The sequence below is a fragment of the Citrobacter sp. CFNIH10 genome (assembly GCF_002934585.1).
Taxonomy (GTDB): domain Bacteria; phylum Pseudomonadota; class Gammaproteobacteria; order Enterobacterales; family Enterobacteriaceae; genus Citrobacter_A; species Citrobacter_A amalonaticus.
In genome coordinates this window covers 4,476,122-4,490,360 of sequence record NZ_CP026216.1, presented here as the reverse complement: position 1 = coordinate 4,490,360, position 14,239 = coordinate 4,476,122, and the positions used below count along the sequence as shown (strand labels likewise).

Genomic DNA, 14,239 nt, shown 5'->3' with positions numbered 1-14,239 from the left:
ATGACAATGCAATACATCCAGCAACCCCAGGCGATTGAAGCCAAAAGTTTTGACATCATTGGCGAGATCATTCATGAAACGCGCCCGGAGTACCAGTTTGCCAGTCCGCTACATGAAGCCATCATCAAACGGGTGATTCATACCACCGCTGACTTCGACTGGCTGGATATTCTCTGGTTTTCGGATGATGCGCTGGAACAACTTTGTGCAGCGCTAAGTCGCCCATCGGTTATCTATACCGACACCACCATGGCGCTTTCGGGGATCAATAAAACCCTGCTGGCGAAGACGGGGGGCGAGTGTCGCTGCTATATCAGCGATCCGCGCGTGGTAGCGCAAGCGAAAGCGCAGGGTATCACTCGCTCAATGGCGGCTGTCGACATTGCCGTGACGGAAGAAGGCGAAAAAGTGTTTGTCTTTGGCAACGCGCCCACTGCGCTGTTTCGCCTGTTGGAAAAAGATGTAGCGGTAAGCGGCGTGGTGGGCGTGCCGGTGGGATTTGTCGGCGCGGCGGAATCCAAAGAGGCGCTGACGCACAGTCAGTTGCCCGCCATTGCCGCCCTCGGACGCAAAGGCGGCAGTAACGTTGCGGCGGCGATCGTGAACGCCATGCTGTATTACATGCAGGGGGCGCGATGAGCGATCAGACTTTCGACGCGCCCGTCTGGCATAACGGCAAAGCGCTGCGCAAAGGTTATACCACTGGATCGTGCGCCACGGCGGCGGCAAAAGTCGCCGCGCTGATGGTGTTGCGTCAGCATCTGATCCATCAGGTATCGATTGTCACACCTTCCGGCGTCACTCTGTGTCTGAACGTGGAATCTCCACACATTGAAGGACAGCAGGCTATTGCCGCGATCCGTAAAGATGGTGGCGATGATGTCGACGCCACCCACGGGATGTTGATTTTCGCCCGCGTCACGCTGAATGACAGCGGTGAAATTGTCCTGTCCGGGGGCGAAGGCGTCGGCACCGTCACCCGCAAAGGCATTGGTTTGCCTGTCGGCAGCGCGGCAATTAATCGCACCCCGCGCCACACCATTGAGTCCGCCGTGCGTGAGGCGATAGGTCCGGTACGCGGGGCGGAAATCGAAATTTTTGCCCCGGAAGGCGAAGAACGAGCGCAAAAAACCTACAACTCGCGTCTCGGTATTCTTGGCGGAATTTCCATTATTGGCACCACCGGTATTGTGACCCCCATGTCCGAAGAGAGCTGGAAGCGGTCGTTATCGCTGGAGCTGGAAATCAAACGTGCCGCCGGACTGGAGCGGGTAGTTCTGGTGCCGGGTAATCATGGTGAGCGTTTCGTCCGCGAACAGATGGGCATCGATACCAACGTGGTGGTCACCATGAGCAACTTTGTCGGCTACATGATTGAAGAGGCGGTGCGGCTGGGATTTCGCCAGGTCGTGCTCGTCGGACATCCTGGAAAATTGATCAAAATTGCTGCCGGGATCTTCCATACCCACAGTCACATAGCCGATGCGCGAATGGAAACGCTGGTGGCGCATCTGGCGCTGCTCGGCGCGCCGCGGGAGCTGTTGACGCTGGTAAGCGATTGCGACACCACTGAAGCGGCAATGGAGCACATCGACGCGTTCGGCTTTCAGCACATCTACAACCATCTCGCTGAACGCATCTGTCAGCGCGTGATGCAGATGCTGCGCTTTACCAAAACCCCGCCGACCTGCGACGCGATCATGTTTTCGTTTGATAACCAGGTTCTGGGTAGCAACCGCCCCGTCGATGCTATCGCCCGGGAGATGCAATGCTGACGGTCGTGGGGATGGGGCCAGCCGGTCTGCACCTGATGACGCCGGCGGCGCGCGCGGCGGTTGATGAGGCCGACGTGCTGGTCGGCGGTAAGCGCCATTTGCAGCAGTTCCCGGACTTTCGCGGCGAGCAGTTTGCGCTGGGCGCCAACATTCCCGAACTGCTGGCATGGATTGCGGCGCATCAGGATAAGCGGGTGGTGGTTCTGGCTTCTGGCGATCCGCTGTTTTACGGCATCGGTACGCGGATGGTGGCGCATTTTGGTGTTGCGCAGGTACGCATCATTCCAGGTATCAGCGCGGTGCAGTATCTGTGCGCGCAGTCGGGAATCGACATGAATGACATGTGGCTCACCAGTAGCCACGGGCGCAGCGTCTGTTTCGATACGCTGGCGCAGCATAACAAGGTGGCAATGGTCACCGACGGTCAGTGCGGGCCGCGTGACATTGCTGCACAACTGGTTGCACGAGGAAAGGGCGATCGCTGGATGGTGATTGGCGAAAACCTGGCGATGGAAAACGAACGGATCCACTGGCTGCGCGTCAGCGAGGTCCATGCCGAATATGAGATGAATGCAGTGGTGATCCTTGATGAAAGATGAGCTTTTCCTGCGTGGTGAGAAGGTGCCGATGACCAAAGAAGCGGTACGTGCGCTCGCTCTCGCAAAACTTGAACTGCACCGGGCCAGTCACCTGATTGATATCGGGGCCGGAACCGGCAGTGTGTCCATCGAAGCCGCGCTACAGTTTCCGTCGCTACACATTACGGCTATTGAGCGCAATCCGGCGGCGCTGCGTTTACTCGACGAAAACCGTCAGCATTTCGCCTGCGCGAATATCGATATTCTGCCGGGTGAAGCGCCAATGATGATGACCGAGAAAGCCGATGCCGTCTTTATGGGTGGCAGTGGGGGACATCTTACAGAACTGATCGACTGGTCTATGCGCCAGTTGCACGCTGGCGGACGCCTGGTGATGACCTTCATCCTACAGGAAAACCTCAACACCGCGCTGGCACATCTGCAACAGCGCGGTGTGCAGGACGTGGACTGCCTGCAAATGCAGATTTCGTCGCTGACCACGCTGGGCGCGGGTCACTATTTCAAACCGAACAATCCCGTTTTTGTCATCGCCTGCCAGAAGGAAGAACGCCATGTCTGAGACATTTGATCCCCGTTGTGTGTGGTTTGTCGGCGCAGGTCCGGGTGATCGGGAGCTGATTACGCTTAAGGGTTACCGGCTGTTGCAACAGGCGCAGGTGGTGATTTACGCCGGATCGCTGATCAACACCGAACTGCTGGAGTATTGCCCGGAGGGCGCGGAGTGCCACGACAGTGCGGAACTGCACCTTGAGCAAATCCTCACCCTGATGGAAGAGGGGGTGAAGGCCGGAAAAACGGTAGTGCGCCTGCAAACCGGCGACGTGTCGCTGTATGGCTCGGTGCGCGAACAGGGGGAAGAGCTGACCAAACGTGGTATCCCCTGGCAGGTGGTGCCGGGGGTCAGCGCTTTCCTCGGCGCGGCGGCGGAGCTGGGGGTTGAGTACACCGTGCCGGAAGTCTCGCAAAGCCTGATTATTACGCGACTCGAAGGTCGCACGCCGGTGCCAGAACGTGAACAACTGGAATCGTTCGCCAGCCACCAGACCTCAATGGCAATTTATCTCTCCGTCCAGCGTATCAACCGGGTTGCGGAACGGTTGATTGAGGGCGGTTACCCGGCGACCACACCGGTGGCCGTGATCTACAAAGCGACCTGGCCGGAAAGTCAAACTGTGCGTGGCACGCTGGCGGATATCGCCGATAAAGTGCGCGACGCCGGGATCCGCAAAACGGCGCTCATCCTGGTCGGGAATTTCCTCGGAGATGAGTATCACTACTCCAGACTCTATGCCGCGGACTTTAGCCATGAATACCGTAAAGCCTGAATCAATCGCGCTGTTTTGCCTGACGCCCGGCGGTGTAATGCTGGCTAAACGGCTGGCAGCGATGTTACCGCTGACCTGTTTTACCAGTGAAAAATTGCTGGAGGACGGTTTCTTACCGTTCGACGGCGGGTTCGCCCACGCCGCGCGCGACGCGTTTTCGAACTATTCCGCGCTGATTTTTATCGGGGCGACCGGCATCGCGGTGCGCGTGCTGGCCCCGCTGGTGAATGACAAGTTCAGCGATCCGGCGGTGGTGGTGATCGACGAGCGCGGCCAGCATGTGATCAGCCTGCTTTCCGGCCATGCGGGCGGCGCGAACGCGCTGACCCGTTATCTCGCCGGCATGCTGGGCGCCGATCCGGTGATTACCACTGCCACCGATGTCAATGAGATGGCGGCACTGGACACCCTCGCGTTTCAGCTCAACGCCCGTATGACCGACTTTCGCACCGCAGTAAAAGCGGTGAATCAGATGCTGGTGAGCAACCAGCGCGTGGGACTGTGGTGGGATGAAGAACTGGATGAAGACGTCCGCCACTGCGATCGCCGTGGGTTCATTACCGTTACCGATCTCCAGCAGTTGCCTGAACTGGATGCGCTGGTGTGCGTCACGTTACGTAACGAATTGCCGGATATTCCGGTTCAACACTGGAAACTGGTGCCACAACGGGTGGTCGCTGGCATTGGCTGTCGTCGCGATACGCCGTTCCCACTACTGGCTGCGCTGCTGGCGCGTCAGCTTGAAGCGCAGCGCTTTGATCCGCTGGCGCTGAAAGCCATCGGCAGCGTGTCGCTCAAGAAAGACGAAGAGGGGCTGATCCAACTTGCCTCCTGCTGGCGTGTGCCGTTTGAAACCTTTAGCGCTGACGCGCTGCGTGAGCATGAACATCACTTTCCGGCTTCGCCGTTTGTTCGCCAGACGGTCGGCGTCGGAAGCGTCTCGGGTCCGGCAGCATGGCTGCTGAGTCATGGGCAATTGACCGGCGAAACCTTGCGTGAGCAGGGCGTCACTATCACTTTGGGAGTTTCACACTGATGTTAACCGTAATCGGAATCGGCCCCGGCTCACAGGCCATGATGACCATGGAAGCCGTTGAGGCCCTGCAGGCGGCAGAAATTATTGTGGGTTACAAAACCTACACTCACCTCGTCAAAGCGTTTACCGGTGACAAGCAGGTGATCAAAACCGGCATGTGCAAAGAGATCGAGCGCTGCCATGCGGCGATTGAACTGGCGCAGGCCGGACACAACGTGGCGCTGATCAGCAGCGGTGACGCCGGTATTTACGGCATGGCGGGGCTGGTGCTGGAGCTGGTCAGCAAACAGAAACTGGACGTTGAAGTGCGCCTGATCCCGGGGATGACTGCCAGTATCGCGGCGGCGTCGCTGCTCGGCGCACCGCTGATGCACGATTTTTGTCACATCAGTTTAAGCGATTTACTTACGCCGTGGCCGGTTATCGAAAAACGTATTATCGCCGCCGGAGAAGCGGACTTCGTCATCTGCTTCTACAACCCGCGCAGCCGGGGCCGTGAGGGACATCTGGCGCGCGCATTTGAACTGCTTTCCGCCAGTAAGAGCGGGCAAACGCCGGTGGGAGTGGTGAAATCTGCCGGGCGTAAAAAGCAGGAGAAATGGCTGACTACGCTGGGCGAGATGGATTTTGAACCGGTGGATATGACCAGTCTGGTGATCGTCGGTAACAAAGCGACTTATGTGCAGGACGGTCTGATGATCACGCCACGAGGTTACGTGCTGTGAGTTTTGGTGAGGTTCTGGTCATGGGCGGCACCAGCGATGCCCGTGCGCTGTGCCAGCAACTGGATGCCGCTAATGTGGCCTACACCCTGTCGGTGGCGACGCCGACCGGGAAACAACTGGCTGGCGATATCAAGGGGCAGGTGCGCTGTGGTCGGCTCGAGCAGGATGAAATGGTGAACTGGCTGAAGGAGAACGGAACGCGATGGGTGATCGATGCTTCGCACCCGTATGCCGAAGTGGTGAGCCGCAATATTCTGTGCGCCTGCGAACGGGCTGGAGTACTGCTCAGTCGTTACCAGCGCCCGGAACAGCTTAGTGAACTGACGCATCCGCTGCTCTTTACCGTACAGAGCATTGCCGAGGCGTGCGACGTTGCACGACGTTTTGGCGAGCGCGTACTGCTGACTACCGGGAGTAAAGATCTGGCGATATGGCGCACAGGTTTACCGGAAAAAACGCTGCTCGCCCGCGTGTTGCCCGTCCCCGAGGTGATTCAACAGTGCGCCGATCTGGGCTTTGGCGTAGGCGAGACGTTCGCGCTGTGCGGGCCGTTCAGCGCTGAATTTAACGCTGCGTTTTATCGTCAGTGTCAGGCTGACGTCGTGATAACCAAGGCTTCTGGCGCAGAGGGCGGTTATCAGGAAAAGGTTCAACCCTGTCTGGATGCAGGTATTCCCTGCATCGTGATTACCCGCCCGGCGCCGCTGGTGACGGGAGATGAGTTACTGGAAAGTCAGGCCGCATTTGCGCAACGTTTGGCGCGCTGGCTGGCCGCTGCTTAAGGAATCAGAAAATGAAAAAAGCGCTTCTGGTGGTTAGCTTTGGCACCAGCTATCACGATACCTGCGAGAAGAACATTGTGGCCTGCGAGCGCGATCTGGCCGCCAGCTGTCCTGACCGCACCCTGTTCCGTGCCTTTACCTCTGGAATGATTATTCGCAAGCTCAAACAGCGTGATGGTATTGAGATAGATACCCCGCTGCAGGCGCTGCAAAAGCTTGCTGATCAGGGATATCAGGATGTGGCGATTCAGTCGCTGCACATCATTAACGGCGACGAATATGAAAAAATTGTCCGTGAAGTGCAGACTCTGCGTCCGCTGTTTGCCCGCCTGACGCTGGGCGTGCCGCTGTTGAGCAGCCATGACGATTACGCGCAGTTAATGCTCGCCCTGAAACAGCAGATGCCTGTCCCCGCCGCCAATGAGAAAGTGGTATTCATGGGCCACGGCGCCAGCCATCACGCGTTTGCCGCTTATGCCTGCCTCGACCACATGATGATGGCGCAGGGTTTCCCGGCGCGCGTCGGCGCGGTGGAGAGCTATCCGGAAGTCGATATTCTGATTGAGAGCCTGAGCAAAGAGGGGGTCAAAGCCGTCCATCTGATGCCGCTGATGCTGGTTGCAGGGGATCACGCCATCAATGATATGGCTTCGGACGACGATGATTCGTGGAAAACGCTGTTTACGGCGGCGGGGATCACGGCAACGCCGTGGCTGAGCGGTCTTGGCGAAAATCCGGCGGTGCGGGCGATGTTCGTCGCGCATTTGCAACAAGCGCTGAGCGTGGCGATGGAGGAAGCGGCATGAGCGGCAAACTGTACGCCCTGAGCACTGGCCCGGGAGCAGCCGATCTGATTACCGTTCGCGCCTCACGTATTCTGGGTTCACTGGATATTCTCTATGCCCCGGCGGGACGTAAGGGTGGCGACAGCCTCGCGCTTTCCATCGTGCGGGAGTACATCGGCACGAACACAGAAATTCGTTGCTGCCATTTCCCCATGAGCGCAGACAGCGCGGAAAAAGAGGCGGTCTGGGATGAAGTGGCCGCGGCGTTGGTTAAGGAAGTGGAGGCAGGCAAACAGGTGGGATTTATCACCCTGGGTGACGCCATGTTGTTCAGCACCTGGGTCTTTTTACTACAGCGCATCGGGTGTGCTGACTGGCTGGAGATCGTGCCTGGTGTGACGTCGTTTGCCGCCATTGCCGCCCGATCCAAAACGCCGCTGGCGATGGAACAGCAGTCGCTGGCGGTGATCTCCTGTACCGCACCGGAAGCGGAGATCGCCCAGGCGCTACGTCAACACGACAGTCTGGTACTGATGAAGGTCTATGGTCGCTTTGCGCGGATTAAAGCGCTGCTGGATCAGGCCGGATTACTGGATTGTGCACTGATGATGTCCGAGGCCACGCTCCCTGGAGAGCAGTGCTGGCGGCATCTCAACGAGGTCAGCGACGATCAGCCGTTGCCTTATTTCTCGACCATCCTGGTCAACAAACAGTGGGAGTATGCAGAATGAAACTCGAACAACAGCTGAAACAGCTGTCATTCAGTGGTCTGGCTGCGGCGCTATTGCTGATGATTGTGCCGGAGCAGGCGTTCGCCATGCACATCATGGAGGGATTTTTACCGCCGATGTGGGCGCTGGCCTGGTGGTTGCTGTTTTTACCGTGCCTGTGGTACGGACTGGTGCGCCTGCGACATATCGTGATGGATGACAGCCATCAGAAAGTGCTACTGGCGCTGTGCGGGGCGTTTATTTTTGTGCTGTCGGCACTGAAGATCCCGTCGGTTACCGGTAGCTGCTCACATCCGACAGGCGTCGGGCTGGCGGTGATCCTGTTTGGTCCGGGCGTGGTGGCGGTTCTCGGCGCTATCGTACTGCTGTTCCAGGCGCTGCTGCTGGCGCACGGTGGCTTGACCACCCTGGGCGCTAACGGCATGTCGATGGCGGTGATTGGCCCGGTTGTCGGCTATATGGTGTGGAAGATGGCCTGTCGCGCCGGGATCCGTCGTGATGTTGGCGTCTTCCTCTGCGCCATGTTGGCGGATCTGGTGACTTACTTTGTGACATCTGTACAGCTTGGCGTGGCCTTCCCGGATCCCGAAGCGGGTGCGACAGGGTCTGTCGTCAAGTTTATGGGGATTTTCTGCCTGACGCAGATCCCGATTGCTATCGCCGAAGGCTTGCTGACCGTGATGATCTACGACCAGCTGACGAAACGGCAACTGATAACCGCGCAAGGACATTAACATGAAAAAGACGCTGATATTGTTAGCCATGGTGATTGCTTTGGTCGTGTTGCCGTTCTTTATCAATCACGGTGGTGAATACGGTGGCTCGGACGGTGAAGCGGAAAGCCAGATTCAGGTGGTTGCTCCGCATTATGAGCCGTGGTTCCAGCCGCTGTATGAACCGGCGAGCGGAGAAATTGAAAGCCTGTTGTTTACGTTGCAAGGCTCGCTTGGCGCGGCGGTGATTTTCTATATTCTGGGCTACACCAAAGGCAGACAACGCCGTGATGACCGGGCTTGATCGACTGAGCTATCAGAGCCGCTGGTTTCATGTCGCACCAGAGCGTAAGTTCCTGTTCTGGCTGCTGCTGATGACTCTGGCGTTTACCCTGCCAGCCTGGGGGCAGGGTATCGAGCTGGCGCTGATTGCCGGGCTGACCTGCTGGCTGCTGCGCATCTCCCTGCGCCGTTGGTGTCGCTGGATGGCGCTGCCGTTTGGTTTTCTGGTGGTGGGGGTGGTGACGATTCTGTTCAGCGTCAGCCGCGACCCACAAACGCTGTTGGTCAGTTTTCCGCTTGGCAGTTACTGGATGGGGGTCACGGCGTCTGGGCTGCACACCGCGAACGAGACGTTCTGGCGGAGTCTGGCCGCGCTGGCCGCCACGTTCTGGCTGGTGCTTAACCTGCCGTTTCCGCAGCTGATTTTACTGCTCAAACGGGCACGGATACCGCGTCTGCTGACGGAACAGATCCTGCTGACCTGGCGCTTTATTTTTATTCTGTTAGATGAAGCGATGGCGATTCATCGCGCGCAAACGCTGCGTTTTGGCTATCGTAGTTTGCCGATTGGCTATCGCTCGCTGGCGATGCTGGTGGGCGTTTTGTTTACCCGGGTACTGATTCGCTATCAGCAAATGGCGGTGACGTTAGATATCAAATTGTATCAGGGCGATTTTCACCTGTAAGGAAAAGCATGCTTGCCACCACCGAACTCTGGTTTCGTTATCAGGATGCGCAGGTACTTAAAGGGCTGACGCTGGATTTTTCACAGCATGCCGTCACCGGACTGGTGGGAGCCAACGGCTGTGGGAAATCCACCCTATTTATGAATCTGAGCGGATTACTGCGACCGCAACAGGGCGCGGTATTGTGGCAGGGAAAACCGCTGGACTACAGTAAGCGTGGCCTGCTGGCGCTGCGTCAGCAGGTCGCGACGGTGTTTCAGGATCCCGATCAGCAAATTTTCTACACCGATATCGACAGCGATATCGCCTTCAGCCTGCGCAATCTTGGCGTGGAGGAGGGAGAAATTGCCCGACGAGTCGACGAAGCGTTGACGCTGGTAGATGCGCAACATTTTCGCCAGCAGCCGATTCAGTGCTTAAGCCACGGACAAAAGAAGCGGGTGGCCATCGCCGGTGCGCTGGTGCTACGGGCAAAATACCTGTTACTGGATGAACCCACGGCGGGGCTTGATCCTTCAGGACGTAGCCAGATGATCGACATCATCAAACGGATTGTGGCGCAGGGAAATCACGTGGTGATCTCCAGCCATGATATTGATCTGATTTATGAAGTCAGCAATGCCGTCTACGTTTTACGTCATGGCGAAGTGCTGGCGCACGGTGAGCCGGGTGAGGTTTTTGCCCGTACAGAACTGATTGAAGAGGCCGGGTTAACGCAACCCTGGCTGGTGAAACTGCACGCAGAGCTAGGTATGCCGCTGTGCAAAACCGAAGATGAATTTTTCCGTTGTATGCGACAACGCGCAATCAAGGAGGCGTCATGACGCAGGCCATTATGTTGCAGGGAACGGCGTCTGACGTCGGCAAGAGTGTTCTGGTGGCGGGACTGTGCCGCATTTTTTATCAGGATGGTCGGCGGACCGCACCGTTTAAGTCGCAGAATATGGCGCTCAACTCCGGCATCACGCCGGAGGGGAAAGAGATGGGCCGCGCGCAGATTTTCCAGGCCGAAGCGGCGGGCATTGTGCCAGATGTCCGCATGAATCCGGTGCTGTTGAAACCGACCAGCGATCGCAAGGCGCAGGTGGTGCTGATGGGACAGGTGGCGACCGATATGGATGCGGTCAGCTATCACGAATACAAGCCGCGTCTGCGCGAGCAGATCCTTTCCGTTTACACCAGTCTGGCGCAGGAGTTTGATGTACTGGTGCTGGAAGGGGCGGGTAGTCCGGCGGAGATCAACCTGCGTGACCGAGACATCGTCAATATGGGGATGGCCGAGATGGCGCAATGCCCGGTGATCCTGGTCGCCGATATCGATCGCGGCGGGGTGTTTGCCTCAATCTACGGTACGCTGGCGCTGCTGCATGAACACGAGCGTGCGCGGGTGAAAGGGGTGATCATCAATAAGTTTCGTGGTGATGTGGCGTTGCTTAATCCCGGTATTGAGCAGATTGAAAGCCTGACCGGCGTTCCCGTGCTGGGCGTGATGCCGTGGCTGGATGTCGATCTCGAAGATGAAGATGGCGTGGCGCTGCAAAAAGGGAAATACCTGCGCACGGAAAAACGCGACATCAACATTGCCGTGGTGCAGATCCCGCATATCTCCAATTTCACCGATTTTAACGCGCTGGCCGCGCAGCCCGATGTGCGCGTGCGCTATGTGCGTCATCCGCAAGAACTGGCGGACGTTGACCTGGTGATCCTGCCGGGCAGTAAAAATACGCTCGGCGATCTGGTGTGGCTACGTGAAAGCGGCATGGCCCACGCGGTTTTGCAGGCGCACCAACAAAACATCCCCATTGTCGGGATCTGTGGTGGCTACCAGATGTTGGGCGAGACCATTATCGATGAGGTCGAGTCAGGGCTGGGAACGCTACCGGGTCTGGGGCTGCTCGATACGGTAACGCATTTTGCCCAGCGGAAAACCACAACCCAGGTAACGGCGACGATGTCGTCGACACTGCCGGACTGGTTGTCTGCGGCGTCCGGGTTGCCAGTGCGCGGCTATGAAATTCACATGGGCGAAACGACGCTGAACGGCGATTGCCAGTCGGTGATGCAACTGCAGAAGCACGGCGAAAACGTCGCGGATGGTGCCGTCACCGCCGACGGACGAGCGTTTGGGACTTATCTGCATGGCTTGTTCGACAGTGATGATTTTACGCGAGCGCTGGTCAATGGCCTGCGCGTGCGTAAGGGGCTGACTCCCCTGGATCCCACCTTCCAATACGCGCAATATAAATCGCAGCAGTTTGATCTGCTGGCGGATGCGATGCGGCAACACATCGATATTGAGAAAATTTATACCATCATGCAGCAACATCGGGAGTCAGTATGATGATTCTGGTCACTGGCGGCGCCCGCAGCGGTAAGAGTCGTCATGCCGAAGCCCTGATCGCTGATTTCCCGCAGGTGCTGTACATCGCGACATCGCAGATTTTTGATGACGAAATGGCAGCGCGCATTCAGCATCATCGTGATAGACGTCCAGCGCACTGGCGTACCGCCGAGCGCTGGCAGCATCTTGATGAATTGATTAGCGCAGAGAACGCGCCGGATGAAGCCATTCTACTGGAGTGCATCACCACCATGGTCACTAACCTGCTGTTTGCTTTGGGCGGCGACAGTGACCCCGATAGCTGGGATTACGCCGCGCTGGAAACGGCGATTGAGGCGGAGATCCAGACGCTGATCGCGGCCTGTCAGCGATGTCCGGCCAGGGTGGTGCTAGTGACCAACGAAGTCGGGATGGGGATCGTGCCGGAAAACCGTCTGGCGCGGCACTTTCGGGATATCGCCGGGCGTGTGAATCAGCGTCTGGCGGCAGCGGCGGATGAGGTCTGGCTGGTGGTATCTGGTATTGGAGTCAAAATTAAATGAGTAAGTTGTTCTGGGCAATGCTCTCTTTTATTACGCGTTTGCCCGTTCCGGGTCGCTGGTCGCAGGGACTGGAATTCGATCAGTATTCTCGCGGTATTGTGACTTTCCCGCTCATCGGTCTGCTACTCGGTGCGTTGAGTGGGCTGGTGTTTATGCTCTTTCAGCCCTGGTGCGGCGCACCACTGGCGGCGCTCTTTACCGTGTTAGCGCTGGCGCTGATGACCGGGGGCTTTCACCTCGACGGTCTGGCTGATACCTGCGATGGCGTTTTCTCCGCCCGCAGCCGCGAACGTATGCTGGAGATTATGCGCGACAGCCGACTGGGAACGCACGGCGGTCTGGCGCTCATTTTTGTCTTGCTGGCGAAAGTGCTGGTGATCAGTGAACTGTCGCTACGCGGCACTCCTGTGCTGGCCGCGCTGGCAGCCGCCTGTGCCGTTGGGCGTGGGACAGCCGTGTTGTTGATGTATCGCCACCGCTACGCCCGTGAAGAGGGATTAGGCAACGTGTTTATCGGTCATGTCACCGGGACGCAAACCTGTTTTACCCTTGGTCTGGCCGCGATTCTGGCGGCGGTTCTGTTGCCTGGAATGCAGGGGGTGGCGGCACTGGTCGTGACGATGGTGTCTGTCTTCCTGCTGGGACAACTGTTAAAACGGACGTTGGGTGGGCAAACCGGCGATACGCTGGGGGCGGCAATAGAACTTGGCGAGTTGATATTCCTGCTGGCTCTGCTGTGAGTCAGCCAACACAATGAGAACGCATATGCAAACGTTAACCTCTTTACTCCGCGAAATTCCGCCGCCAGACCGTGGCGCGATGACACGCGCGCAACAGCATATTGATGGCCTGCTTAAACCGCCCGGTAGCCTGGGTCGGCTGGAGGCGCTGGCGGTACAGCTGGCCGGTATGCCAGGTCTACACGGTGTACCGCGTGTCGGTGAAAAAGCGATACTGGTGATGTGCGCCGATCACGGTGTCTGGGATGAAGGGGTTGCCGTTTCGCCTAAAGTGGTGACCGCAATTCAGGCGGCAAATATGACGCGCGGCACGACGGGCGTTTGTGTGCTTGCCGCTCATGCCGGTGCAAAGGTTCATGTGATCGATGTGGGGATTGATGCTGAACTCATTCCCGGCGTAGTGAACATGCGCGTCGCACGAGGGTGTGGAAACATCGCCACTGGCCCAGCGATGAGCCGTACGCAGGCGGAAGAGCTACTGCTGGAAGTCATTCGCTACACACGCGAACAGGCGCAGCGCGGCGTGACGCTGTTTGGCGTTGGCGAGTTGGGGATGGCGAATACCACGCCTGCTGCGGCGATTGTTAGCGTCCTGACAGGCAGTGAGGCTGAAGCGGTGGTGGGAATTGGCGCTAACCTGCCGCTTTCCCGTGTAGGCAATAAAGTGGAGGTGGTTCGCCGGGCGATTGCCGTCAACCAGCCCAATCCGCATGATGGGGTGGATGTGCTGGCGAAAGTCGGTGGATTTGACCTGGTGGGCATGGCGGGAGTTATCCTGGGCGCCGCGTCCTGCGGTTTACCGGTGTTGCTGGATGGCTTCCTGTCCTATTCCGCTGCGCTGGCCGCCTGTCAGATTGCGCCGGAGATCAAACCGTATCTGATCCCATCACATTTCTCCGCCGAAAAGGGCGCACGGATTGCGCTGGAGCACCTGGAGCTTGAGCCTTATCTCAACATGGGAATGCGCCTGGGGGAGGGGAGCGGTGCTGCACTGGCGATGCCGATTGTGGAAGCGGCCTGCGCGATGTACAGCAACATGGGAGAACTGGCGGCCAGCAATATCGTGCTGCCGGATGGCAAAGAAGCGTAATAAAGTGACCTTGCCTGGCCGGTAAACCGCGCAGTTTGCTGGTCAGCGTGAGAGAAGAGGTTAATCGCCTTTAAAAACGCTATAATT

18 protein-coding genes are annotated in these 14,239 nt (G+C 58.0%); all 18 read left to right on the top strand.

Going from position 1 to position 14,239, the window contains the following annotated elements; translation table 11 throughout:
• Positions 1–6 precede the first annotated feature (6 nt).
• The 18 genes from C2U53_RS25985 to cobT are packed head-to-tail and all read left to right on the top strand — an operon-like array spanning position 7 to position 14,152.
• Positions 7–639 carry a cobalt-precorrin-8 methylmutase gene (locus C2U53_RS25985; protein ID WP_043000243.1) on the top strand — a complete coding sequence of 211 codons (633 nt, stop codon included), beginning with the start codon at positions 7–9 and terminating at the stop codon, positions 637–639.
• Positions 636–1,775, top strand: a complete 1,140-nt coding sequence (gene cbiD, locus C2U53_RS25980; RefSeq protein WP_044326735.1) for a cobalt-precorrin-5B (C(1))-methyltransferase CbiD — start codon at positions 636–638, stop codon at positions 1,773–1,775. The genes C2U53_RS25985 and cbiD overlap by 4 nt, the downstream gene beginning before the upstream one ends.
• The gene (locus tag C2U53_RS25975) at positions 1,769–2,374 is read left to right on the top strand and encodes a cobalt-precorrin-7 (C(5))-methyltransferase (RefSeq protein ID WP_043000245.1); all 606 of its coding nucleotides are present in this window, start codon (positions 1,769–1,771) and stop codon (positions 2,372–2,374) included. Before cbiD ends, C2U53_RS25975 begins: the two co-directional genes overlap by 7 nt.
• Positions 2,364–2,933 carry a decarboxylating cobalt-precorrin-6B (C(15))-methyltransferase gene (locus C2U53_RS25970; RefSeq protein WP_054176325.1) on the top strand — a complete coding sequence of 190 codons (570 nt, stop codon included), beginning with the start codon at positions 2,364–2,366 and terminating at the stop codon, positions 2,931–2,933. The genes C2U53_RS25975 and C2U53_RS25970 overlap by 11 nt, the downstream gene beginning before the upstream one ends.
• Complete coding sequence (locus C2U53_RS25965) at positions 2,926–3,699, top strand: cobalt-precorrin-4 methyltransferase (protein ID WP_043000247.1); 774 nt, start codon at positions 2,926–2,928, stop codon at positions 3,697–3,699. Before C2U53_RS25970 ends, C2U53_RS25965 begins: the two co-directional genes overlap by 8 nt.
• Positions 3,680–4,735: a cobalt-precorrin 5A hydrolase gene (cbiG, locus tag C2U53_RS25960; protein WP_043000248.1), complete on the top strand. Its 1,056-nt coding sequence runs from the start codon at positions 3,680–3,682 to the stop codon at positions 4,733–4,735. The genes C2U53_RS25965 and cbiG overlap by 20 nt, the downstream gene beginning before the upstream one ends.
• Positions 4,735–5,460 carry a precorrin-3B C(17)-methyltransferase gene (locus tag C2U53_RS25955; RefSeq protein WP_042318211.1) on the top strand — a complete coding sequence of 242 codons (726 nt, stop codon included), beginning with the start codon at positions 4,735–4,737 and terminating at the stop codon, positions 5,458–5,460. The genes cbiG and C2U53_RS25955 overlap by 1 nt, the downstream gene beginning before the upstream one ends.
• Complete coding sequence (locus C2U53_RS25950; protein ID WP_044266784.1) at positions 5,457–6,242, top strand: cobalt-precorrin-6A reductase; 786 nt, start codon at positions 5,457–5,459, stop codon at positions 6,240–6,242. Before C2U53_RS25955 ends, C2U53_RS25950 begins: the two co-directional genes overlap by 4 nt.
• An 11-nt stretch (positions 6,243–6,253) precedes the next feature.
• On the top strand, positions 6,254–7,048 hold the full coding sequence (locus C2U53_RS25945; protein WP_043000251.1) for a sirohydrochlorin cobaltochelatase: 795 nt from the start codon (positions 6,254–6,256) through the stop codon (positions 7,046–7,048).
• Positions 7,045–7,758, top strand: a complete 714-nt coding sequence (locus C2U53_RS25940) for a cobalt-factor II C(20)-methyltransferase (RefSeq protein WP_104446683.1) — start codon at positions 7,045–7,047, stop codon at positions 7,756–7,758. Before C2U53_RS25945 ends, C2U53_RS25940 begins: the two co-directional genes overlap by 4 nt.
• Positions 7,755–8,492 (top strand): cobalt ECF transporter S component CbiM, encoded by a 738-nt coding sequence (gene cbiM, locus C2U53_RS25935; RefSeq protein WP_042318216.1) that lies wholly within the window; start codon positions 7,755–7,757, stop codon positions 8,490–8,492. The genes C2U53_RS25940 and cbiM overlap by 4 nt, the downstream gene beginning before the upstream one ends.
• A 1-nt stretch (position 8,493) precedes the next feature.
• Entirely contained in the window at positions 8,494–8,775 is a 282-nt protein-coding gene (locus C2U53_RS25930; protein WP_043000254.1) for an energy-coupling factor ABC transporter substrate-binding protein, read from the top strand.
• On the top strand, positions 8,762–9,439 hold the full coding sequence (locus C2U53_RS25925) for an energy-coupling factor ABC transporter transmembrane protein (RefSeq protein ID WP_104446682.1): 678 nt from the start codon (positions 8,762–8,764) through the stop codon (positions 9,437–9,439). Before C2U53_RS25930 ends, C2U53_RS25925 begins: the two co-directional genes overlap by 14 nt.
• 8 nt (positions 9,440–9,447) lie before the next feature.
• A complete protein-coding gene (locus C2U53_RS25920; protein ID WP_043000256.1) occupies positions 9,448–10,263 on the top strand; it encodes an energy-coupling factor ABC transporter ATP-binding protein in 816 nt (271 codons plus the stop codon).
• On the top strand, positions 10,260–11,780 hold the full coding sequence (locus tag C2U53_RS25915; RefSeq protein WP_054176323.1) for a cobyric acid synthase: 1,521 nt from the start codon (positions 10,260–10,262) through the stop codon (positions 11,778–11,780). The genes C2U53_RS25920 and C2U53_RS25915 overlap by 4 nt, the downstream gene beginning before the upstream one ends.
• On the top strand, positions 11,777–12,322 hold the full coding sequence (cobU, locus tag C2U53_RS25910; RefSeq protein ID WP_104446681.1) for a bifunctional adenosylcobinamide kinase/adenosylcobinamide-phosphate guanylyltransferase: 546 nt from the start codon (positions 11,777–11,779) through the stop codon (positions 12,320–12,322). Before C2U53_RS25915 ends, cobU begins: the two co-directional genes overlap by 4 nt.
• Positions 12,319–13,062, top strand: a complete 744-nt coding sequence (gene cobS, locus C2U53_RS25905; RefSeq protein ID WP_044257577.1) for an adenosylcobinamide-GDP ribazoletransferase — start codon at positions 12,319–12,321, stop codon at positions 13,060–13,062. The genes cobU and cobS overlap by 4 nt, the downstream gene beginning before the upstream one ends.
• 25 nt (positions 13,063–13,087) lie before the next feature.
• On the top strand, positions 13,088–14,152 hold the full coding sequence (gene cobT / locus C2U53_RS25900; protein ID WP_043000260.1) for a nicotinate-nucleotide--dimethylbenzimidazole phosphoribosyltransferase: 1,065 nt from the start codon (positions 13,088–13,090) through the stop codon (positions 14,150–14,152).
• Positions 14,153–14,239 lie beyond the last annotated feature (87 nt).